Here is a 22,104-nt window from a genome sequence, read left to right on the forward strand (position 1 = left end):
TTTTAGGCGCGGCTTAAGGTCTTTTTGTGAGAGCGCGAAACAATCAGACCTACGCAATTGTCATACGGGATGGGAGGGATTCAACCGGTTCCGACGAATAAGAAACTAGATTGAACTCCCTACATGACGTCACACAATTTCCCATAATGTTGCCAAACAATAACTGCAATTACCCTGTAATCTAATTGCGAAGGGGAAATACATACAGGTAGAACAAACGGAATCCCCGAAAACAATTCTACGGGTAAAGGAGTTTTGGCAAATGAAAACAGGTTGGAAAAGTTTCGGAATGAAAATGAGTACTTTGGCAGTGGCTGCTGCTCTTACAACAGGCGGGATCAGTGCGTTCGCAGCGGAACAAGCCCAGACAGGAGAGACCCAGGAAGCCAAAGCTGGCGCGGAAGCGGTTAAAGGCAAACCATTTATTTATCAATTCCATGCTGGCGATGCAGGACTGCTGAACAACCCGATCCATCAGCGCAATTATTGGAAGCTGCTGGTACAGGCTTACGCGCCAGAGACAGCGAGTGCATGGACGAGTGCTCTGGAAGAAAGAAAGCAACTCGAAGCTAGTCTTCCCGCAGCCGATGCGGGACACGTCGTAACCTTCAAAGGGAGACTGCCTGACGGCGTAGAACTGTCAGAGCAGCCTGAGGATCCGCAGAACACGCTGCGAATTCAAATCGATAAAAGCGGCAATAACCAGCACATCGCTAAATTCACTGACCCTTCGGGCAACGTCATTTCCATGCCGACAACGGACATCCTCAAGCTGCAAGAAAAACCTGAGCAGTTTACAATTCATAAAGAGCCAGCCCCCGAGATACAACGTCTGATCAAGCTGAACGAGGCGGTAGAAGCGAATGACGCGGAAGCGATTCGGACGTTACTGCCGCAGTTGCTGGAAGACTACCGGAAGCAAACGGCGGAGCTTAAGGAAGATATTGAACAATTGAAAGCATTAAAAGCAGTGAGTACGGAAACAGATACCAAAGCTGAAAAATAACGAAACGAAAAGCAGGAGGAGGCCGTAAGGCACTCCTGTTTTCACGTTGTCCTTTACGAATATCGAGCTACAGGTCAGTAATAGGAGGAGTTAACGAATGTACCGGATCTATCTGGTGGAGGATGAAGAGCATCTGCGCGGAGTACTGGAGGCCTATTTGTTGAAGGAGGGATGGCATGTGCGTTCGTTCCCGGACGGCGCCTCGGCAAGAGACGCGATTGAGGAACGGCCGGACCTGTGGGTACTCGATATAATGCTGCCTGGAGGTATCGATGGCTACCAGCTTATTCGTGAGATCAAGGCCGATCGGCCGCTGCTGCCGGTGGTGTTCATTTCCGCTAGAGATGCGGATATTGACCGCGTTGTCGGGCTTGAAATGGGCAGCGACGATTACGTCGCCAAGCCCTTTCTTCCGCGCGAGCTTGTTGTTCGTATCCGCAAGCTGCTGGAGCGGATATACCGCCATTATGAGGACGCGCAGGATAGGAGCGAGAGGAGAAGCAAGCTGTATATGCCTCCTTATATCATTAATGAGCTAGCCCGAACGGTAGAAGACGAAAAAGGCATAAGCATTGAACTGACGTCAAAAGAGTTCGACCTCCTGGTGTACATGGCGAGACATACGGGTCAAGTGCTGGAGAGAGAGCAGATGCTGAGTGCCGTCTGGGGAAGTGATTATTACGGCTCGGATCGGGTCGTAGACGATCTTGTGCGAAGATTGCGCCGCAGGCTGCCTGAGATGAAGCTTGAGACCGTGTACGGTTATGGATATAGGATGGTGAGAGGATGAGAATCAGGCAATGGCCGCTTTCGGTCAAATTATGGAGTGTGTTCGCCGCATTGACGTTGTTCATTTTCGCTTTGCTTGCGGTGCTCCTGCCATGGCTCTTGAAAAGCTTTTTTACGGATCAGCTTTATGATATCCTGATAGACTCCCAGACCAATGTCATGCTGGAATATAAAGAGACGGGAGGAACAAGCGTCAGCGATCCCGTCTTGAGAGTACATACATCGAGCAAACAAAGCGCGCCTGGCTTAGAAGCGCCCCTAGATAATCCGGTGACGGATGGAGCTTCTGGAGAGGCAGGAGAAAAAGCAGACGTTGAGCCGTTTCAGATGAGCGGTTCGAACCAAGATGTCCGCAGCGTACTGGTCTCACCGGACCATTCGGTTATTCGGGTTCAGCGTGGCGCCGAGGTCAAAGTGGAACAGAAGGAGCCGATGGTTCAGCATTTTATTATTCATTCGGAATCTGCTCAAGTGCAGGAAGAAGCAGGTGAAGAGACGTCTGTCGGTACAGATCCGTTCGTCACTGCGATCGAGAAGGATGCGCTCGCGCAGCAGCAGCCTATCAAGAAATATAAAGCGGATATTAACGACCAAAGCTTATTTTATGTCATCCGCAAAGAAATGGTTGAAGGGGATATAAACTATATCGTCTCATACGCTTGGGGGAATTACCGCAATGATCTGGTGATGACGATGTTCAAACGGCTCATGCTGCTCATGGTCGGGTTAATTGTAATCAGCTGGCTGCCCTGCATGGTGCTGGCACGTTATTTAACACGTCCGCTTGTCCAGATGGAGCGCCATGTGGGACGACTGGCCGATCGCGATTGGCATGAGCCTCTAAAGACCGGCCGGCATGATGAAATCGGAAGGTTGGCACAAGCGATCGAGTCGATGCGGCAGCGGCTTGTCAGACAGGATAAGGCACAGCAATTTTTTCTGCAAAATACGTCGCATGAGCTAAAGACGCCGGTAATGGTCATCCGCAGCTATGTACAATCGATTCGTGACGGCATTTACCCGAAAGGGACGCTTCATGGCAGTTTGAACATCATTATGCAGGAAGCAGAGAGGCTGGAGCGGAAAATTCGCGACCTGTTGATCCTGAATAAGCTAAACTACTTGTCCGCTCGGGACATAGAAGCGCAGCGCTTTATTGTAAAGCCGATCGTTGAAGATGCGATTCAGCGGCTGCGGTACAGACGCCCGGAAATCAGCTGGCAGCTGGACCTGGATGACTCGGCCTCGCTTGTTGGAGACAGGGAGCAGTGGAATGTTGCGCTGGAGAATTTGCTCGATAACCAGCTGCGATATGCCCGGTCCGTTATTCAAGTCACGGTAGAGAAGGGCGCAAGACAAACAGCTTCAAAGAACGAGGAGCCGCAGGCGTCATGCGGGAACCTGTCTGTCATTCGTATTGCGAACGACGGGCCTCAGTTGGATGAGGAGGCGGCTTCACGCATGTTCGAACGATATCAGACTGGAGCCTCGGGACAATTCGGGCTTGGCCTCACGATCGTCCGGCAAATTGCCGAAAACCACGGGTTATCTGTGCGGGCCGCCAATGAAGCGGATGGCGTCGCCTTCTATTTGGAGCCATGGGCTGACCAAGCGTCCGAATTAGCGGGATGATGTCTTATGCGCCGAGCAGCTCGATCAACATGATGCGAATGATGCGTAATGGTGCGTAATGATGTATTAGCTTGCGAATCCCAGCTGAGTATTTGATCTTCGAGTATCGTTCTGCACGGAGGACTCATTAAAGCTTTAATCTGATCGGGACTGATACCTGTCTAAAATACAATATACAGATATCAGTCCACTAATCGATGACGATCGTGCCATTTCTGCTATAGTTCTATACTAATACGCGCAAGGACCCCAGCTGGATTGGATTCGCTTCTATTGGCGTTAGAAGGGAAGTTGAACGCGGCTATTACAATATCATTATTGCCTCTCCGAAGAAAACGTCTAATATTAAATGTTCTTCCCGGATTAAAGAAGGAAACGTTAGCTTGTGGATTATCAATGACAACCGGCCGTCCATTTATTAAAACGATAGCAAAGTTGTCGACAGCCAAGAACAAACTAGCACGCCTGACAGCATTATTAATTCTGAATCTTCTAGCGACCACAGCAGCAGGGCCATTCGGATCATTTCTTCCCCAAACGTACGATTCGCCGGCCCGCGGCGCTACCCACGCCGGATTCCGGGCAATTTCCAAAGCGTTTACCCAATCTCGATTTGTACTAATTGTCCTAGTAGCTTGACTTATGACATACGGTCTTTGAGCTTGTAATGATCTTCGTGCGGTGCTCATCGCTCTTAATGTCCTTGCAACGGTTCTTGCCATAATTCCTCGAGGCCTTGCAACCGAACTTCTTTTAACCGTTCTTTTTTGCATCTGTTAACCTCCTGATTTTTTATATTAAATCCTTATCATATATATGTTTCCGTAAATATCATTGAAATGGACATTAGACATCATCAAGTCACCCAGTCTTCCTATAGGCAAATAGACTTACGTACTGCAGGCGGCATCAAAAGTAATATATTCAAAGCGAAAAAACTGGAGCCGACGACGGAGCTGGAAGGCTAGCTTGGGCATCCGTCAGTTTACGGCTAGCGCCAATGACGGCAACCTGCCGATTCAAACGATGGATCGCGATCCGGATCGATTCCAAATGATCGGCTAACGGCGTCGGCAAATATTGGCTAGTCGAGCTGGAGAAGGAGCAGAAGGTTGTATATACGCAGGAGCTTTCCCTTAATTTTGCGTATATGTCGCACGTCACCTATTCCCTTCATACAGGTAAATTTGCGAAGGGATGCTTAGCGATTGCAAATGGTTGATGTGGTCGTGGTTGGCGGAGGAATGGCTGATTTAAACAATGCAATTTATGTTGCCAAAGCTGAGAATCAAGCGGTGGTTATTGAAAAACAGAATCGCTTAGGCGGCAGCGTTAAGCCATAGGGATAGCTCACTTTGAGCGCGGCGAATTTACGGCTTCGGGAGATGGGGGGAAAGATTCGAGGCCGCGATACTCGCGGTTTTTTGTTTTAAGGATATAAGCACTTGTCCTAATCGAAGGCAAGAACTTATATCCTTAACCGAGAAAGAAAAGAACATGTATTCTTCAGCGCATAGCCACGAGGCCTGTTGATGTTGAATATCGATCATAATGTCTGAATAGCATGCCGGTTTTTATTCCGCGGCCTCACCGGCGGAGCTGCGGAAGGCGCGAGGCGTGCAACCGGCAATTCGGCGGAATTGTCTGGAGAAGTGCTCGACATTCTGGTAGCCGCACAATGCCGCGATGTCGGCGATCCGCTGAGAGCCGTATACAAGCAGCTCCTTGGCCAGCCGGACCCGGCTCTGAATGACATCTTCCATGCACGAGACACCGAAAGCGGATTTGTACAAGGTCTGCAAATAACTCGGACTTAAGTGGACGGACTCCGCCATGACCGGTACGGACCATGCATAACCGGGATTATTGTGAATCCGCTTGCGAAGCTCCAGCAAATGATGCTCATCCGGCTGTCTATCCGTGTGCCGGGCGGCCTCCAGCAGCTTGTTGTACAGCAGCCGGAGCAAATAACCGATCGATAATTCCCGGTAATCATATTGAAAGTAATTTTCGGTAGCGAGCAGCTGGAACAGCTTGCTGAAATAGCCGGGGTCCGGCATCTGCAGCGGAACTCCAAGCGGCAGGCTCGTTTCCGTTAAGTAGGATTCGTCGGAATCGAAGCGCACCCAGTCGTTAACGAATTGCTCCGAGCAAGCGCGATACCAGATTTTCTGTCCGGGCCGAAAAAGCACGGCGCAATTGGCCGGGTATTCTCTGATACTGCCCTGCACCCAGATTTCGGCCGGAGTATGTGTCAAAATAAGCAGCCAAAAATCATGGCCTTCCGGAAAATCATAGAGAAAGTCGCCAGGATGGGCAGCGCCGCATCCAACATAGTAAATAGTAGTTGTCATCGTTTCCTCGCAATACTCGCAATAAAAGAATCGATCAAGTTAAAGCAAGTATAAATCATTGTCCGGTAAAAGTCAGTCCCCTATACTATCCCTGAACACGGAATTGATAGTTCTTCAACGATACCAGGCTGAGGGAATCTGATGCGCTCCGGTTCGCAACATTGGAAGCGCTCATTACGGCCGAATGGTCTTCGCTACGCATGCAATCTTACAAGCCAGGGGAGCGGGTTATGAACAAATCGACATATGAGGTGCTCTGCTACACACGGAAGCCACAGGAGGAACAGCTGTATGCGCCCAAGCTCGCTTACAGCATGCATCTGGCCTGCAGCCTGAATGGCGCGCCGTACCGGCCGCTCAACCATAATTCAGGTGTCCTGTTCGCGAAAGCGACAGAAAGGGAAAACGGTACATTATGCGCCAAAAGCTTGCGCAATCCGTACCTGTTCGCGATGGCTGACGGCAAATACGGCGTTGTCGCGATCCGGACGGAAGCGGGAGGCGAGCCCGATACGGAGAGCTGGGGCTCAGTACTTTTATTCGTCTCGCCCGATCTTCTGCAGTATAACGAATTAGGGCTATTACGGTTGGGGAGCGCCGGTCACATTCGCGACGTCAGATGCGAATACGAACCGGCGAGCGCCAGATATGTGATTGACTGGGTGGATGACGACGGGAATGCGTACCGCAGCACATGCGCAGATATCGCCAGTCTGGATGAGCTTTCGCCGCCGGAGCCGCTGCAGTCGTTCGCCCTGCCGCCGATTGCCGCAGACATCGAAGGCTTTGTGCCTCGCAATGTCATGTCGGTGCCGCCGCAAATAGGCGAGCGGCTTGTCCGCAAGCTGACCGTGCCCATCCATGTGCGCACCGAGGCGCCGCAGCGCATTGAGGCTGCGGGGGGAACGGAGCAGCTGCAGGCTGTTGGCGCGACGGTAGTTTACAGCGACGGCACAACGGCGAGCAAGCGGGTCGACTGGGATACGTCGGGAATCGACTGGGAACGGCCGGGAACTTACCGCGCAACGGGGCGCATCCGGCAGGAGCGCTTCCCATTTCCGGCTGCGGCTCACCGCGCAGATCCCTGCATCGCCAAGTGGAACGGCCGCTATTATTTTATCGCAACCAACGATGCGGACGGCAATCGGTCCCTCTCGATCAGAAGCGCCGAGTCCATTCCGGATCTGGTAACGGCAGAAGAAATCAGGCTGCTGGATACGGACTCTTACGACATTTTGAAAAACTTCCTGTGGGCACCGGAGTTTCATGAAATCGACGGACAATTGTATCTGTTCTTTGCCGGAAGCACGGGCGAATTTATTCATATTCAGTCCCATGTCATGCGGCTGAAGAAGGGTGGCGATCCGGTTGTTGCGGCAGACTGGGAGACGCCGGTACGTGTCGTGCGGCAGGACGGAAGCCCGCTATTCGAACATGGCATCACGCTAGATATGACGATCCTGCAATGGAACGGCCGCGTATACGCGTTATGGGCTCAGCGGCAGCTTATACCGCATGATCTGGGGTCCTGGATTTATATCGCGGAGGTTGATGGAGGCAAGCCATGGCGGCTGAAGAGCGAACCGGTCTGGATTTCGCGGCCTGACTACGGCTGGACGAACAACCGCACCTTCGTGGAGGAAGGTCCTTTCGCCCTAATCACCGATCGCAAAATCTTCGTTACCTTCGCCGCCGCTATGGTCGACGCTACTTACTGTGTCGGCTTGCTAAGCGCCGAACCCGATGCGGACTTGCTTGATCCGGCGAGCTGGACTAAGGGCAACTATCCGCTGCTGACATCCAGACATGTACCGGGCGAATATGGCCCTGGTCATAACTCCTATGTCACGGATGACGACGGCGTTATTTGGAACGTCTACCATGCCCGCTCCGGCATCGATGAACCGCGCTGTACGGGACTGCGGCGCGTGCATTTCGATATCGACGGTTGCCCGATGCTCGATCTGACGCCGGACAGAGACGTGAATCCGGCATTGGCCGAGCTAAGTTTGGATGTTGTGGTGATGCAGCGACGGGGGTAGCGTGGGCAAGCTTTTACATCTTCACGCGCGTCATATTGCCTTTATCGAAATGGCCGTCTTTGTGGTCGCACCGTTTCAGTTTCTGGGTGTGTGAAACGATTTTCCGGGCCCGCTTGCTTACATGAACAAGGAATCGAAGTTAACGCTGGTGCTCGGCCTGCAGCAATTTATTGGCTATTATACAGCTCAATGGGAGCTGTTGATGGCGGCGGCCACGATGGTGCTCATTCCGCCAATTCTACTATTTATGCTGGGACAAAAATATTTTAATAAAGGCATTGCGGTATCCGGGCTGAAGGGCTGAAAGCAGGTCCGGGCAACCTATCGACAGGAGGGACACAATGAAAGCATTGAAGGGCAAGCAGGTTATTGTGAAAGAGCATGATCTGATTCGCAGGGAACGAGCGAACAGAAGCTATCTGATGAAGCTGGACAGCGGCCATCTGTTGTTTAACTTCCAATTGGAAGCCGGCAGATTTCACGGCAGAACGATTCCCGAAGGGGCGCATGGCGGCTGGGAAACGCCGGTCTGCCAATTGCGCGGCCATTTTCTTGGCCATTGGTTGTCGGGCGCCGCGCTGCATTATGAAGAAAGCGGCGACATCGAACTAAAGGCCAAACTGGATGCTATCGTGCAGGAGCTGCATGAATGCCAACGGGATAACGGCGGTCAGTGGGTCGGTCCGATTCCCGAAAAGTATCTGCACTGGATTGCAAGGGGTAAAAGCATCTGGGCGCCCCAATACAATTTGCACAAAATTTTGATGGGGCTGGTCGACGCCTGGCAGTACGCCGGTAATCGGCAGGCACTGGATATCGTGGATCGGTTCGCGGACTGGTTTGTCGATTGGAGCGGCACCTTCACCAGAGAGCAATTCGACGATATCCTCGATGTGGAGACAGGCGGCATGCTTGAGGTTTGGGCCGATCTGCTGCAAATAACCGGGTCGGACAAATATCGTGTGCTGCTGGACCGCTATTACCGCAGCCGGCTGTTTCAGCCTTTGCTAGAGGGCAAGGATCCGCTTACGAATATGCACGCAAACACGACGATCCCGGAAGTGCTCGGCTGTGCGAGAGCCTATGAGGTTACAGGGGACGACAGATGGCTGTCCATCGTGAAAGCGTACTGGAATTGCGCGGTTACGGAAAGGGGAAGTCTTGCGACAGGCGGTCAGACTTCTGGAGAGGTCTGGATGCCGAAGATGAAGATGAAAGCGCGACTGGGCGACAAGAATCAAGAGCATTGCACGGTCTATAATATGATTCGGCTGGCGGATTTTTTGTTCCGTCAATCTGGCGACCCTGCCTACGCGCAGTATATCGAATACAATCTGTACAATGGCATTATGGCGCAAGCCTATTATCAGGAATATGGCTTGACGGGCAGCCAGCATAACCATCCCCGAACAGGCCTGCTGACTTACTTCCTTCCCATGAAAGCCGGTTTACGCAAGGATTGGAGCACGGAAACCGACAGTTTCTTCTGCTGTCACGGGACGATGGTTCAGGCGAATGCAGCCTGGAATAAGTGGATTTATTATCAGGACGAGGCTATCGTCTATATCAGTCAATATTTCGATTCCGAGCTGCACACAAGCATTGAAGGCAACGACATACGGATCGTTCAGAAGCAGGACAAAATGAGCGGCAGCCTGCTGTACTCGTCCAACACGGCCGGTTATCAAGCCATCAATGATACGGCAGCGGCGAATGAAAATATGCCTGCCATCCGCAAATACGATATCATTGTATCCGCTGCCGCGCCGACAACGTTTACGCTCCGCTGCCGTATACCGGAGTGGATCATGGCGGAGGCGTCCGTGTACGTCAATGGCCGTTTGCAGGGGACTACTGGGGATAGCGGCCGATTCTATGAGATTCACAGAGAATGGAAGGAAGGGGATACCGTCTCGATTGTGCTGCCAATCGGCATTCGATTTGTCCCGCTGCCGGATGACGTCCGGACAGGCGCCTTCCGTTATGGGCCGGAAGTGCTGGCGGGCTTGTGCGAGACGGAACGGCAGCTCTACGCGGAGGGTGAGGATTTCGCATCCGCCATCGAGCACGAAAATGAGCGCGAATGGGGGAGCTGGCGGTATTTCTTCAAAACCGTCCATCAGGACCCTGCCATTACGTTCAAACGAATACGGGATATCGGGTATGAGCCTTATCAAATTTACTTCAAAGTAACAGGTGAAAAATCGAAGTGAGAGGGCTACGTTTGAACAAGCTCTCTTCAAAGCAGCTATGTAATATTGGATGATCTGACTTATCAAAACATAAAACGCATTAACCGCCTTGATAAATGGAACGATTCATCAAGGTGGTTTTTTATGGTTCATTTACGGTTAAGGCTATAAGTTTTTTGCCGGGTGGAAGTAAAAACATCAGTTGTTTGGATGACGACCTTATAGCTAATAAAAAGTCAGATAAAAAAAACCGCATTATATGCGGGTTGAGACCATCAATCAATCACATGAGAAGTATGGGGTAGATGACGAGGATTGCCGGGGCGCTCCGACAAGTTGCTTTTAAAAAATAATTCAGAAATGACAACGGTAGAGTATAACTTAAGAATAGAATTCATTTCGTCAAGCAAATTATTTGTACTTATTTGCAGCCCAAGCTAACAAAATAGGAGATTTCCATATGAGGAAACTGGTTATTATCCTCTTTTTATCGCTGATACCAAGTATTGCGACCATGATTTTATTAATAAAATTTTTCCCTTTTACCGGCCTTGCAAGAGTTATAACCATACCGATAACACTTTTTGTTAATGTTATTTTTTTGGCATTCACCCTGTTTATCACACAAAAGATAAAATCAAAAGTCCTCAAAAGTTTGATTTTGGCGGTTGTTATTCTAATAACCATTTTTGTGGCAACTATCTTACACCCGCAAGAATATTTACCCAGTGTAATAACACAATTAAGAGAAATGGAATTCTGAGGAGCTGCCTGCTTTTGCGGGCAGTTTTTTATGCTCTTTTTTCAGAATTAATCAATAGAATGGTTAATTTTGCCGATTCGCTGGCCAAATGATCAATCGAAATCTAGTTTTTGCCCATACCCAATTCCAAGATAACCATTCTATAATTTGGGTGCCTGTACTTGGAGTATAGGGAGGAGGGCGGATGATTTTGTAATCGCTATCATGTTAATCGCATTTTGAACCATAATGAGGAGGAACTGATGGATGAAAACAAGATTGTTGTTCATGATGATGACGGCTTGCTTGCTGGTAAGCACAATCATGACGGGTTCGCAAGGTAAATTAGCTTATGCGGCTGGCACTGCTGTTCCGCCGGGTACGATTCCGCTTGAAGCGGACGGGCGTACCCAGCTGTACCCGGACGACTGGTATCCGGGCCTTGAGGATGCGGAAGGGCGATTCCTTCACGATTTCTCTTATGCGGGGTACCACCGGGGAGAAGCTCCGCTTCCAACCGTAGAACTGACAGGAAGCATTGATGTAACGAAAACGCCTTATTTTGCAGATTCCACAGGGCAGACCGATTCGACTGCGGCCATTCAACAGGCGATTAACGATGTATCGGCCGCCGGCGGCGGTGTCGTCTATTTACCGGAAGGCACCTACAAGCTGAATCCGCCTCCTGGACAAGCCTACGCGCTTGGCATTAACGCCAGCAACGTCGTGCTCAAGGGAGCAGGCGTCGGCAAGACGTTTCTGTACAATGCTTCCGAATATATGAAGCAGAAGGATATTATCCGGATTGGCGGCGGTGACTGGGTGAAGACGGATACATCAGCTAAGCTAAGAAAGTCCCTCACCAAGCCTACCGTGCTGCTTCCGGTTAATCATGCCGAAGGTTTTGCCGTAGGCGACTATGTGCTGATTACCTTCGATACCACCCAAGAGTTTCTGGCGGAGCTGGGGATGCAGAACAAATGGGCCTCGCGCCTTGGCAAGGTAGAGCCTATCTTCTACCGGCAGATTGTTGCCGTAGATGAAGCTCACAACACGCTGACCATAGACATCCCTACCCGTTACCCGCTGAAGATAAGAGATAACATTACGATTACGAAGACGGCAGCGCCAATCTCGGAGATCGGACTGGAAGATTTCTCGATTGCGAACGTCCAAAATTCGAAGAGTGGTCTTGGCGAGGATGATTTCAAGGTGGAGGGGACAGCCGGCTATGAGACAGATAATGCAAAGGTTATAAATGTCATTGCAGCCGCCAACAGCTGGATCCGCAATATCAGTACGTATAAGCCGGAGGGCAACTCCACGTATCACATTTTATCCAAAGGCATCATACTTGACCGGACTAAAAATATAACAGTCGACCATGTCACGATGCAGTATCCGCAATACCGCGGCGCTAATGGCAACGGGTATTTGTATCAGCTTATCGGCAACGATAATCTGATTACGGACAGCAACGCGGTTGGCGCAAGACACAGCTTCACGTATGCGAACTTCTCCGCGAACGGCAATGTCCTGCACAATGTGTACTCGGAGAACTCCTTCTATTTGACCGATTTCCATATGTACCTGAGCATGGCGAATTTGATTGACAACATGACGGTAAACGGCGACGCCATCTCCGCCATTACACGGGATTACGGTTCGTCGGCAACCAACCGTCATGGTGTCGTCACGACCGAGAGTGTATTCTGGAACACGACAGGACTTAAGGCGCATAGCAGCAAAAACGGCATCATTGTGGAATCCGAGCAGTTTGGCAACGGCTACGTCATCGGCACAAAAGGTCCGGTAAACGGCGTAAACGTACAAATTACCGGTTCGATTCCGGAAGCGGACACGAAGCCGTTCGATATGGCGATAGGTATTGGGGAAGGCGAGCGGTTATCGCCGCAAAGCCTCTATGAGGATCAATTCGCAAGACGTAACAGCCAGTTGGCGTTAGGGCTTGCCTCGGTGCTGGTGAATGGCGAGCCGGTGGAAGGCGTGCAGTTTCTAAAGACAGCGTACTCGATTGTTCTGCCTTACGGAACCAAAGATACGCCGACACTGGAGGCAACACCTTTTGCCAGCAGCGCTTCTATTCGAATCGAGCAGCCTGCTGGCCCGAACGGCACCGGTACGATTCAAGTCGCCAATAACGGTCAAACACAGGAATACAAAGTGACCTTCCAGGTTGCGGCTAATCCGGCGCTGCCGAAGAGCATTACCCTTTCACCTGACCGTTCCGTGCTCGGCTGGAGAACGACAAGCGATGCGATCAGCGCCGGGAATGAAGGTGCATTAAAGTCGCTGATCACACTAAACAACGGGGATGTGACCGATCCCGTACTGGCCGGAATCAAGGTAAAATATACGGTAGATAACAAAGAGCTTGGCAGCATCAAAGGCAATGTATTCAAAGCGAAAAAACCGGGTACGATCAAAATTACCGCAACCGCCAAAATGAATGGCGTTACGGTATCCGCGTCCCGAACCTTTACGGTGCTGGAGCCGATGGCGGAGCCGGAAGGCAAGCTTGCGGCCATCCGTCAGGTTACGGCCAGCGCCAATGACGGCAACCTGCCGATTCATACCATGGACCGCGATCCGGATTCCAGATGGTCGGCTGACGGCATCGGCCAATATTTGCTGGTCGAGCTGGAGAAGGCGCAGAGGATCGATCAGGTCAGCATTTTGTTCTACAATGGCAATACGCGTTACTCTACCTTCGACATCGAAGTATCGGAAGACGGTGTTCATTTTGAGAAAATACTCGATCACCAGAAGAGCCGTAAGCCTTCGCCTAACAGCATCGAGAATTTTCCGTTCCCTAAGCCTGTAAAGGCCAAATTCATCAAGTTTGTCGGCTACGGTAATGAGCTGAATGGCTGGAACAGCATTTTGGAGTTTTGGGCGCATAAGGCTAAGTAATAAAGAATAGCAGGGAGGAGAGGGCAGTTGACCCTCTCCTTTTTGTTGTACAACCATGGTCGAAAGAAGATACAACCTTTATCCATTTATCGAATTTTAATTATTTCAATATCAAACTTTTATTTTTATAGAGGCAGCTATTAATTTTCAGTGGTTAAGATGAAAGGCAAGGCTCATCATCAAAGATAATGGGGGAAAGCTTATGGGAAATAAGATACTTCTGGAAGTACGAGGATTGACGAAAATTTTCGGATCCAGGACCGTCGTGGATCGTCTGGATCTTCGCATGGAGGAAGGAGATATTTACGGGTTCCTCGGTACCAACGGTTCTGGAAAAACAACGACGATCCGCATGATAACGGGTCTAGTTCATCCCGATGCTGGCGAGGTTAGGATTGGCGGGTTTGATCTGAAATCGCAGTTTAAGGCAGCTATCTCTCTTGTAGGCGCCATTGTTGAGAATCCGGCATTTTACCCGTACCTTTCCGCCTATGATAATCTCAAGCTGACGGCGAATCTTTTGCCGGGGGTAACCCGAAAGCGGATCGATGAAGTGCTTGACATCGCTGGTCTTGCCGATCGGGCTAAAGACAAGGTTGGTACTTTTTCGCTTGGCATGAAGCAGCGGCTTGGCATTGCGGGCGCGCTCCTAAACCGTCCGAAGCTGATCATTCTGGACGAGCCTACGAACGGATTGGATCCGCAAGGAATGAGGGGGATTAAGGAGTTGATCGCGCAGCTCGCGGCGGAGCAAGGCATCTCTTTTCTCATTTCAAGCCATTTGCTTCACGAAGTCGAACAAATATGCACGAAGGCAGGCGTTATCCGGAAAGGGAAGCTGATTGCGGAGGGGGAAATCAGGCAGCTGCTGGCTACGGGAGTGGAAACCGTAGAAATCGTCACTTCGGAACCGGACAAAGCGGAGCAGCTTCTAAGAACAGCAACCGAGGTCATTTCCATTTCGCGCTCCCAAGACCAGCTCACCGTCCAAACCTATGGCGATTGCTCATTCAAGCTGAATCAACTGCTCGTGACGAGCGGCGTCCAAATTCGAACCATTAGCAGAAGGCCTCAGACGCTTGAGCAATTCTTTCTCGGCATAACGGAAGGAGATGGAGGGCCGTGATCAGATTGATCCAAAACGAGCTTTACAAAACATTTCGATTAAAAAAACTTTATATTTTTATGGCTGTCCTGGCCGTACACGCCTGGTTAACTGTACATTTCTATAACGAAGGCGGGGAATGGAAGTCGGTAATTCTGATGCCTAATGGCCAGTCTCTCCCGTTGACGCTCCTGAACAGCATGGCTCAATTTATGACCGTATTTATTCCCGTTTATGTTGCCGACCTGATAACAGACGAAGTGAAAACCGGCACGTTAAAAATGTCATTACTGCGTCCTGTCCGGCGAATCGAATGGCTTAATGCCAAAATTGTCTCCTTATTCGTATTCATAACATTTCTGCTTGTTTTCTCCATTGCAGCCGAATACGCGATCGGAACGCTCGCATTCGGTTGGGGGGGACAAACACTGTATGCCGGATCGTTGTATACGCCGACAGAAGGCGTTTGGTTGACGCTCCGCCTGACATTCTCCATGCTTCTGCCGTATATGGCTTGCGGAATGATAGTGATTTTAATAGCCGTACTTGCGGCGAATATAAGCACGACAATCGGATTATCCATCGGCATGTTGACCGCCGCGCAATACTTGAAAGCCTTCGAGCATCTCGAGCCTTATTCCATTGTGCATCAAATGTATTTTTTTCATGAATATGTTCATCCGATTAGCGGGGAGGCTGCATCTCAAATCATCGCGGTGATTGCCGGATATATCGTCGTTTTCTATCTCGTTACCGCAATTATCGTAAAAAGAAAAGATTTCATTCTGTAAGGGGGCGCGCTCCTTGTTCAGGCTTATACAATGCGAACTCTTCAAAGTGTTTCGGCAGAAAAAGCTGTATGTGTGCATGCTCATATTGACTGCCGTAGAAATATCGGCTGTGTTTCAAATCCATCGCGAAGCAGCCGGTTTCACTGGCTTCGAGCCCAATGGTCAGTCGTTTCCATTGATCGTGCTCCGCAACAGTATATTTTTTATTCCTATTATGATCGGGATCCTGGCGGCAGATACCATTGCGGAGGAATACCGGAGCGGCAACCTGAAAAGGGCGCTTCTTTGCCCGGTAAGCAGGATAGATCTGCTTCATGCCAAAATTGTGTCTCTATTAACCGTTGTGACGATTCTGCTTATTTTTCTGGTTCTTTCCTCTTATATTGTCGGGACTCTGGCTTTTGGGTGGGGAGAGCGAACTGTTGTCGGCGAAATTTTTTATCCATCTGGCGGAGGGGCCCGGATTGCGGCTCAAATCGTTCTATTATCTGTGCTGCCTAATCTGACATTCGGTATGATTGTTATTTTCATTGCCTTGCTGACGACAAATTCGGGCGGTTCGATCGGAGCAGCCCTCGTACTTTTAGCTGTTTCTCCGCTTGTCGAGGGAATTCCGCAAGTTAAATATCTTTTTATCGGTTATCAAATGAAGGTTATTCCCTTTTATCCTCTACAAGATATGGCTGTGATGGACTTGTGGGGCGGATTGGCCGTCATCCTGGCTTATTTTGGTGTTCTATACACGGGTAGTGTTATGATGATAAGGAAAAAAGATATTTTGATTTAAATGGGGTGAGCCTGTGCGGTTTGATAGAATCTTGATCGTGGAAGACGAGAAAGAAATCGCCGAATTGTTAAAAGACTACCTGGAGGAAGAACAGTTTGAGGTCATCATCGCCAGCGACGGAAGACAGGCGATCCATCTATACAGAGAGTACCTGCCGCAATTGATGATATTGGATATAATGCTGCCCAAGCTTGACGGTATGGAAGTATGTCGCACGATCCGTTCGGAATCGTCGATACCGATCATCATGCTTAGCGCCAAGAAAAGCGATGTGGATAAAATTATCGGACTAGGGATCGGCGCAGACGATTATGTCGTTAAGCCTTTTAGCCCAGGTGAAATTATCGCAAGGGTAAAAGCGCAGCTCAGACGGGCCAATCAGCTTTCGTCTCCTGTAGGGACATCGGAAATCGTCCGATATCAAGATCTGGAGCTTAATATTAAGGCTTATGAAGTTACGGTCCGAAATCAACCTGTCCCATTCACGGCTAGGGAGTTCGAGGTGCTTCGTTTTTTTGCCCTTCATCCGAATCAGGTACTGACTCGCGAACAAATTTTCCAGCATGTATGGGGGCTCGACGAACACGGAGACTTGAATACCGTAACCGTTCATATCAAAAAAATTCGAGAAAAAATCGAAGTCGACCCGGCCAATCCAACGATGATCAAAACGGTGTGGGGGGTCGGCTACAAGCTTGACGGTGGTCCGCGGTGAAGTTCGGAATTCGCTTTAAGTTGATCGCAACGTTGACCGGGATCATTATTATTCCTGTTATTTTGATGAGCGTATCCGGAGTTCGAGAGAAGCCTATCGATCCAATCGAAGAAGCTCCTGGTTTAAACTTGTTGTTCCTGATCGGTTTTCTGGCGGTGGCGTTTGTTATATGCGCTTATCTATTAGCGCGAATCATTACAAAACGCATCCTCCTGCCTCTTAAGGAATTGAATGCTGCCGCGGAACAGATTATGAATGGCAATTTGGATGTTGAGATCCGGAATCGGTACCACGACGAGATGGGCCGTTTCAGTTCCGCTTTCGATATCATGAGAGCCAGGTTAAAGGAATCTCTGGACCAGCAAGCTGCTTACGAACGGGCACGCAATGAGCTAATCGCAAATATTTCCCATGATTTGCGGACTCCGATTACATCCATTCGCGGTTACGTCGAAGGTTTGCAGGACGGCATAGCCCGGGATGAGCAGAAGGTCACCAGATATCTTGCGGTTATTAAAAACAAAACCGATCTGCTTGACCGCTTAATTGAAGATCTGTTTCAATTCTCGCAATTAGAGTCAGGGCAGCTTATGATGGACTTCCGGGAGCTAGACAGCCAAGAGTTCCTCGAAGCAATGATAGCGCCTTTCGAAATGGAGTTTCATGATGCTGCGATTGTATTAAATGTGGAACGCCCCTTCCCTTCAAGACCTATACAAGCAGATAGTGATCGTATGGCGCAGGTGTTTGAAAATATCATCGAAAATGCAAAAAAATATGCCGGCAAACCTGCTGAAATTACAATTTCGACGCGAGACGAATCGGACAAAATTCGGATTGTGATCAGAGATAATGGGAATGGAATCTCCGAAGAGGATACTCCTTACTTGTTCGAACGTTTTTATCGAGGAGAAAAATCACGTTCCCGCGCGTTCGGGGGAGCCGGATTGGGTCTTGCGATATGCAAACGAATCGTAGAAGAGCATGGCGGTCAAATTGGAGTGCAGAGCAAACCGGGGGCAGGCGCCGAGTTTTTCTTGACATTGCCGGTTGTCAAAAAGGATTGAGAAACGGGAGAGGAGCTCACATCGTGATTCGTTACTATTGTATAGCCTTATTTGTGATGATTGCGGACCATACGGCAAAATGGCTAGTGTCAGCTTATATGAAAATCGGACAAGAAATCCCCTTAATACCTGGAGTTCTCGGGCTTGCATCCATCCGAAACAGAGGAGCTGCCTTTGGCATTTTGCAAGGTCAAATCCCATTTTTTATTATCGCAACGACCGTTGTCCTTATCGGAATAATGCTCTATCTACCTAAAGCGCACCGTGAAAAAACGATATTGCCGTATGGCTTAGCCCTTATATTAGGCGGAGCGCTGGGTAATTTTATAGACCGTGTTATGAAAGGGGAAGTTGTGGACATGATTCAAGTTCATTTTATCCATTTCCCCGTTTTTAATGTAGCGGATTCCTTCTTATGCATTGGTGTCCTTATCGTATTGATTCATTCTTTGAAAGAGTCTCGTAATAAGGATGAACAGTTGAAAGAAGTAGTTCGCTAACTAACGCTGGCATTAGTGAAGAACGAACCGATGGCAGTGGCAGAGGGCGAAATACTATCGTATTCCATAAGTTAGAGATGAAATTTCGAAATACGCGCCCGGTGCGGATAGTCGCATCGGGCGTGTTTTTTAATAGACCCAATCTGAAGTATTTTTACAAATTTTGATGGACTGTATATGTCGTATCGACATATAATATATATATCGAAACGACATATGTAGAGGCGGGGATGCAGTTTGTATGAGTTGTTTGTGCTCGGAGAGCTCATGACAGGCGAAAAACATGGTTACATGCTGCAGGATGTGCTGAAAAACTCGGTCGGAATGGGGCGGAAGATCAGCTCGGGGACACTCTACCCGCTGCTCTCCCGGATGACGGAAGAAGGGTGGATTCGTCTGCGGCTTGAGGAAGAAACGAAAGGAGGGCGAACGAAAAAAATTTATGAAATTACGGAAGCCGGTAGAATCCGATTTCTGCAATTAATGGAGAAACCGCTTGAATCGTCTATGGACGGCGAGACGGAGCTTATTTTCCGGTTCAAAATGGTCTATTTCCTGTACGTGGACAAAACTGTGCGCTTGAATTGCTTGACCCAATACTTGCATATCATCGAAAAAAACTACAGGCTGCTTGCCGGGTTTGAATCGGATCTCCAGAGCTATAAGCCGGAACCGGAGAGACAGCGAGTTCAGTTGCTGAGAGCGCTCGATCATCGGAAACGGCTTGCGGAGGTCGACATCGCGTGGGTCAAGGAAGAAATCGAGCGCGTCCGTGAAGAAGCAGATTTCTAAAAACAATAATTTCAGTAGGAGGCTCGTATGGAACGACTGTGGACGAAGTCCTTTATTCAATTGTCTTTGGGGATGCTGGTGCTATTCACCGGCTTTTATTTGCTGCTGCCTACGATGCCGCTCTTTATTAAGCAATTGGGAGGCAGCGAAACGCATGTCGGATTGGCGGCGGGCGCGTTCACGCTGACTGCGGTTGTGTTCCGGCCAATCGTAGGCGGGATGCTGGACCGATATGGCAGAAGACGGTTTATGATCTGGGGGCTTCTTATCTTTGCGGTGGCGATGTATTTGTACGATTGGGTGGGCGGTATTGCGGGGCTGATTGCGCTGCGCGCGCTGCACGGCGCGAGCTGGGCTTTCTCGACAACGGCAGTCAGCACGTCGGTCACAGATATTATCCCGGATTCGCGCAGAGGAGAGGGGATGGGCTGGTTCGGAATGGCGATGACCATTGCGATGGCGGTCGGACCCATGCTTGGATTATGGGTTCTCCAAAGCGCTTCTTTCCACACCCTGTTTCTGGCGACAACGGGCTTGTCTGTTGCGGCTCTTGCGCTTGTTTTCGCGACGCGCATTCCGTTCCAGCCGAAGCAGGGCGGCGGCAAACTCGTATTGTTCGAGAAATCGGCTCTGCCGGTTACATCCGCATTATTTTTTTTGGCGGTTGCTTATGGCGGAATTACGACTTTTCTGCCATTGTTCGCGGAATCGATTCGGGTCAATTCCGGCACTTTTTTTCTGGTATACGCTTTGGCGCTGACGGCGGCGAGACCGCTCGCAGGGAAGCTGTCGGACCGCTATGGCGAAAGCGGCGTCATCGTGCCGGCGCTTGCGCTAACGATATTGTCGCTGGTCGTGCTCAGCTTCGCCGACGGATTGGCCGGCATCATAGTCTCGGCAGTGCTTTACGGGATCGGATTCGGATCGGCTCAGCCGGCTTTGCAAGCAGCGAATTTGCGGCTTTCCCATCCGGATAAGAAGGGAGTGGCCAATGCGTCGTTTATGACTGCTTTTGATCTTGGCATCGGACTCGGATCGATCGGGCTAGGCTGGGTTTCCCAATATTCAAGCTACGGTATGCTATTTGCCGTTTGCGCGGCGTCCGTCGCCGTATCTGCGATTGTATTCTTGTTGTCGGCGAAACGCCAGCTTGCTTCGAAGAGAGCGATAACAGGGTGACGGAACAGTAGTTCATTGTATACGCGAAAAAAGGAGGGCGAGAGGCCCTCCTTTTTAACCTGCTGCAAGCCGCCAGCAATAGTACCCGCTTTGTTGCAGCCCAAAATGACTCGAAGCACGAGCAGCATGACGGATAATCCTCTTCGATGCTGGACTCCCAATAATCCGGAGAAAGCCCATAGCCCGTTCGGTTCGTGCCGATCATCCTAATATCAGTGAAGAACGGTACAAAGGGGAGAAGGGCATTGGTAACATCCTATCGATTACTAAAACGAGTAGCTATGAACGAAAAAAACGACACTGCAAAGTGTCGTTAGCATGTTTTTGAGTGATTTAAAGCAGAGGGGATCTATCCCGATTCCCTATAATCGTATTATAAATCCAAGAACTTTATAAGTCTATACTTTTTTGGCAATATTAAGTATCTTATTCATGCTGGCCGGCAAATCTCATGTTGGAGGTGTTGCAACAATGTTTCCTGATTTGACAAAGCACCCAGAATACCTGAAAAATCAGTCATTAGAATGGTGCAATCAATTAGCAGCCAAGACGGGGAAATACGAATACACTTGGAGAAATAATTACGAGGGGCAGGCAGCAGAAGAAATCTTGACTGAGAAGCTATCCTCTTTGTTACATGGTAAAGTATTGGATGTTGGTTGCGGTCATGGAGACTATACAGTTAAATGGGAAACCCATGCCAATGAAATTGTAGGGTATGACATGACGCAGGGTTTTATTGCGACAGCTAATCGGAATCGAAAATTAAATATGCGGTACGTAGTTGGGCGGACTAATGAAGGATTGCCTTTTCCTGATGATTATTTTGATATCGCCTACACTAAGAAAGGGCCGACGAGCTGGTACAATCAGGGCAATAGAGTTGTTCGGCCCGGTGGAACGATTCTGTTGTTTCATCCCGGCGACGGCAACGGGGAAGGAGCAGAATGCGGGCTATACTTTCCGGGACTATTCGCTCCGCCTACGGCAGGCACCCCAATACTGGAGAAAATTCAAGAGAGGTTAGAAACAAGTGGTCTAACTGACATTGACATGTCTGTCTTGAAGGAAACAGTATGGCTTCCAACAGCTGAAGATGTGTTCGAAATGGTTTGTTTCGGGCAGAGTGACGGATTTAGGCAATTTGTTAGAGAAGAATGTTACAAGCAGATCGTTTCACAATTCGAAAAATACGCAAGTGCTAAGGGAATCAAAACGACGGGGTTTTACTATTTAATTCAAGCAAAGGCATCATAATGAATTAGGGGCTATCCGTTGGATAGCCCCAGATTGTAGAGAAACCCCACGTTTTTTCAAACGTCGGGGTTTCTTTTTTGTTTTTTCAGTTGCTTTTGAGGCGTTTTAAGATGGCTTACGCCTCTTTCGCCTTCCGGTCTAGATGGAAGGCGATCTTTTTCATGTTCTGGACCGCTGCGGTCATCAGCGCTTGCTCGGTTACGTTCCGCAGCCCCCGCAA

20 protein-coding genes are annotated in these 22,104 nt (G+C 49.5%); 18 read left to right on the plus strand and 2 right to left on the minus strand.

Annotation, left to right across the window (positions count from 1 at the left end; all coding sequences use genetic code 11):
• The first annotated feature begins 262 nt into the window (after positions 1–262).
• From D3P08_RS26030 to D3P08_RS26040, 3 genes are all read left to right on the plus strand, one after another.
• Positions 263–1,006 carry a hypothetical protein gene (locus D3P08_RS26030; protein ID WP_240647754.1) on the plus strand — a complete coding sequence of 248 codons (744 nt, stop codon included), beginning with the start codon at positions 263–265 and terminating at the stop codon, positions 1,004–1,006.
• Between the two features lie 97 nt (positions 1,007–1,103).
• Positions 1,104–1,796, plus strand: a complete 693-nt coding sequence (locus D3P08_RS26035; protein WP_119603054.1) for a response regulator transcription factor — start codon at positions 1,104–1,106, stop codon at positions 1,794–1,796.
• Positions 1,793–3,427 carry a HAMP domain-containing sensor histidine kinase gene (locus D3P08_RS26040; protein WP_119603055.1) on the plus strand — a complete coding sequence of 545 codons (1,635 nt, stop codon included), beginning with the start codon at positions 1,793–1,795 and terminating at the stop codon, positions 3,425–3,427. The genes D3P08_RS26035 and D3P08_RS26040 overlap by 4 nt, the downstream gene beginning before the upstream one ends.
• Before the next feature lie 218 nt (positions 3,428–3,645).
• Here the strand turns inward: D3P08_RS26040 and D3P08_RS26045 are convergent, their stop codons facing one another.
• Complete coding sequence (locus D3P08_RS26045; protein ID WP_119603056.1) at positions 3,646–4,200, minus strand: hypothetical protein; 555 nt, start codon at positions 4,198–4,200, stop codon at positions 3,646–3,648.
• 441 nt (positions 4,201–4,641) lie between these two features.
• On the opposite strand from D3P08_RS26045, the gene D3P08_RS26050 reads away from it, so the two are divergent.
• Positions 4,642–4,770: an NAD(P)-binding protein gene (locus D3P08_RS26050; RefSeq protein WP_240647755.1), complete on the plus strand. Its 129-nt coding sequence runs from the start codon at positions 4,642–4,644 to the stop codon at positions 4,768–4,770.
• A 231-nt stretch (positions 4,771–5,001) separates the two neighbouring features.
• On the opposite strand, the gene D3P08_RS26055 is transcribed toward D3P08_RS26050, so the two are convergent.
• Positions 5,002–5,781 carry a helix-turn-helix transcriptional regulator gene (locus D3P08_RS26055; RefSeq protein ID WP_119603058.1) on the minus strand — a complete coding sequence of 260 codons (780 nt, stop codon included), beginning with the start codon at positions 5,779–5,781 and terminating at the stop codon, positions 5,002–5,004.
• A gap of 230 nt (positions 5,782–6,011) precedes the next feature.
• On the opposite strand from D3P08_RS26055, the gene D3P08_RS26060 reads away from it, so the two are divergent.
• The 14 genes from D3P08_RS26060 (at position 6,012) to D3P08_RS26125 (ending at position 21,884) form a co-directional block, all read left to right on the plus strand.
• Entirely contained in the window at positions 6,012–7,823 is a 1,812-nt protein-coding gene (locus D3P08_RS26060) for a family 43 glycosylhydrolase (protein ID WP_119603059.1), read from the plus strand.
• 121 nt (positions 7,824–7,944) lie between these two features.
• On the plus strand, positions 7,945–8,127 hold the full coding sequence (locus D3P08_RS26065) for an ABC transporter permease family protein (protein ID WP_119603060.1): 183 nt from the start codon (positions 7,945–7,947) through the stop codon (positions 8,125–8,127).
• A gap of 37 nt (positions 8,128–8,164) precedes the next feature.
• Entirely contained in the window at positions 8,165–10,036 is a 1,872-nt protein-coding gene (locus D3P08_RS26070; RefSeq protein WP_119603061.1) for a beta-L-arabinofuranosidase domain-containing protein, read from the plus strand.
• 439 nt (positions 10,037–10,475) lie between these two features.
• A complete protein-coding gene (locus tag D3P08_RS26075; RefSeq protein WP_119603062.1) occupies positions 10,476–10,778 on the plus strand; it encodes a hypothetical protein in 303 nt (100 codons plus the stop codon).
• 246 nt (positions 10,779–11,024) lie between these two features.
• Positions 11,025–13,691 carry a discoidin domain-containing protein gene (locus D3P08_RS26080; protein WP_119603063.1) on the plus strand — a complete coding sequence of 889 codons (2,667 nt, stop codon included), beginning with the start codon at positions 11,025–11,027 and terminating at the stop codon, positions 13,689–13,691.
• A gap of 202 nt (positions 13,692–13,893) precedes the next feature.
• Positions 13,894–14,817 (plus strand): ABC transporter ATP-binding protein, encoded by a 924-nt coding sequence (locus D3P08_RS26085; protein ID WP_119603064.1) that lies wholly within the window; start codon positions 13,894–13,896, stop codon positions 14,815–14,817.
• Positions 14,814–15,587, plus strand: a complete 774-nt coding sequence (locus D3P08_RS26090; RefSeq protein ID WP_162848605.1) for an ABC transporter permease — start codon at positions 14,814–14,816, stop codon at positions 15,585–15,587. Before D3P08_RS26085 ends, D3P08_RS26090 begins: the two co-directional genes overlap by 4 nt.
• A 13-nt stretch (positions 15,588–15,600) precedes the next feature.
• Positions 15,601–16,374, plus strand: a complete 774-nt coding sequence (locus D3P08_RS26095; RefSeq protein ID WP_162848606.1) for an ABC transporter permease — start codon at positions 15,601–15,603, stop codon at positions 16,372–16,374.
• Positions 16,375–16,387: 13 nt separating this feature from the next.
• Positions 16,388–17,089 carry a response regulator transcription factor gene (locus D3P08_RS26100; RefSeq protein ID WP_119603067.1) on the plus strand — a complete coding sequence of 234 codons (702 nt, stop codon included), beginning with the start codon at positions 16,388–16,390 and terminating at the stop codon, positions 17,087–17,089.
• Positions 17,086–18,156: a sensor histidine kinase gene (locus tag D3P08_RS26105; RefSeq protein ID WP_119603068.1), complete on the plus strand. Its 1,071-nt coding sequence runs from the start codon at positions 17,086–17,088 to the stop codon at positions 18,154–18,156. Before D3P08_RS26100 ends, D3P08_RS26105 begins: the two co-directional genes overlap by 4 nt.
• A gap of 26 nt (positions 18,157–18,182) precedes the next feature.
• Positions 18,183–18,656, plus strand: coding sequence for a signal peptidase II (gene lspA, locus D3P08_RS26110; protein WP_119603075.1), 474 nt, complete (start codon positions 18,183–18,185; stop codon positions 18,654–18,656).
• A 237-nt stretch (positions 18,657–18,893) separates the two neighbouring features.
• Complete coding sequence (locus tag D3P08_RS26115) at positions 18,894–19,448, plus strand: PadR family transcriptional regulator (protein WP_119603069.1); 555 nt, start codon at positions 18,894–18,896, stop codon at positions 19,446–19,448.
• Between the two features lie 27 nt (positions 19,449–19,475).
• Positions 19,476–20,627 carry an MFS transporter gene (locus tag D3P08_RS26120; protein ID WP_119603070.1) on the plus strand — a complete coding sequence of 384 codons (1,152 nt, stop codon included), beginning with the start codon at positions 19,476–19,478 and terminating at the stop codon, positions 20,625–20,627.
• A gap of 471 nt (positions 20,628–21,098) precedes the next feature.
• The gene (locus tag D3P08_RS26125; protein WP_162848607.1) at positions 21,099–21,884 is read left to right on the plus strand and encodes a class I SAM-dependent methyltransferase; all 786 of its coding nucleotides are present in this window, start codon (positions 21,099–21,101) and stop codon (positions 21,882–21,884) included.
• The last annotated feature ends 220 nt before the right edge of the window (positions 21,885–22,104 follow it).

The sequence above is a fragment of the Paenibacillus nanensis genome (genome assembly GCF_003583765.1).
Taxonomy (GTDB): Bacteria; Bacillota; Bacilli; order Paenibacillales; family Paenibacillaceae; genus Pristimantibacillus; species Pristimantibacillus nanensis.

Coding starts and splice junctions, on each gene's coding strand:
- D3P08_RS26030 (WP_240647754.1), top strand. CDS start 263: ATGAAAACAGGTTGGAAAAGTTTCGGAATGAAAATGAGTACTTTGGCA.
- D3P08_RS26035 (WP_119603054.1), top strand. CDS start 1,104: ATGTACCGGATCTATCTGGTGGAGGATGAAGAGCATCTGCGCGGAGTA.
- D3P08_RS26040 (WP_119603055.1), top strand. CDS start 1,793: ATGAGAATCAGGCAATGGCCGCTTTCGGTCAAATTATGGAGTGTGTTC.
- D3P08_RS26045 (WP_119603056.1), bottom strand. CDS start 4,200: ATGCAAAAAAGAACGGTTAAAAGAAGTTCGGTTGCAAGGCCTCGAGGA.
- D3P08_RS26050 (WP_240647755.1), top strand. CDS start 4,642: ATGGTTGATGTGGTCGTGGTTGGCGGAGGAATGGCTGATTTAAACAAT.
- D3P08_RS26055 (WP_119603058.1), bottom strand. CDS start 5,781: ATGACAACTACTATTTACTATGTTGGATGCGGCGCTGCCCATCCTGGC.
- D3P08_RS26060 (WP_119603059.1), top strand. CDS start 6,012: ATGAACAAATCGACATATGAGGTGCTCTGCTACACACGGAAGCCACAG.
- D3P08_RS26065 (WP_119603060.1), top strand. CDS start 7,945: ATGAACAAGGAATCGAAGTTAACGCTGGTGCTCGGCCTGCAGCAATTT.
- D3P08_RS26070 (WP_119603061.1), top strand. CDS start 8,165: ATGAAAGCATTGAAGGGCAAGCAGGTTATTGTGAAAGAGCATGATCTG.
- D3P08_RS26075 (WP_119603062.1), top strand. CDS start 10,476: ATGAGGAAACTGGTTATTATCCTCTTTTTATCGCTGATACCAAGTATT.
- D3P08_RS26080 (WP_119603063.1), top strand. CDS start 11,025: ATGAAAACAAGATTGTTGTTCATGATGATGACGGCTTGCTTGCTGGTA.
- D3P08_RS26085 (WP_119603064.1), top strand. CDS start 13,894: ATGGGAAATAAGATACTTCTGGAAGTACGAGGATTGACGAAAATTTTC.
- D3P08_RS26120 (WP_119603070.1), top strand. CDS start 19,476: ATGGAACGACTGTGGACGAAGTCCTTTATTCAATTGTCTTTGGGGATG.
- D3P08_RS26125 (WP_162848607.1), top strand. CDS start 21,099: ATGTTTCCTGATTTGACAAAGCACCCAGAATACCTGAAAAATCAGTCA.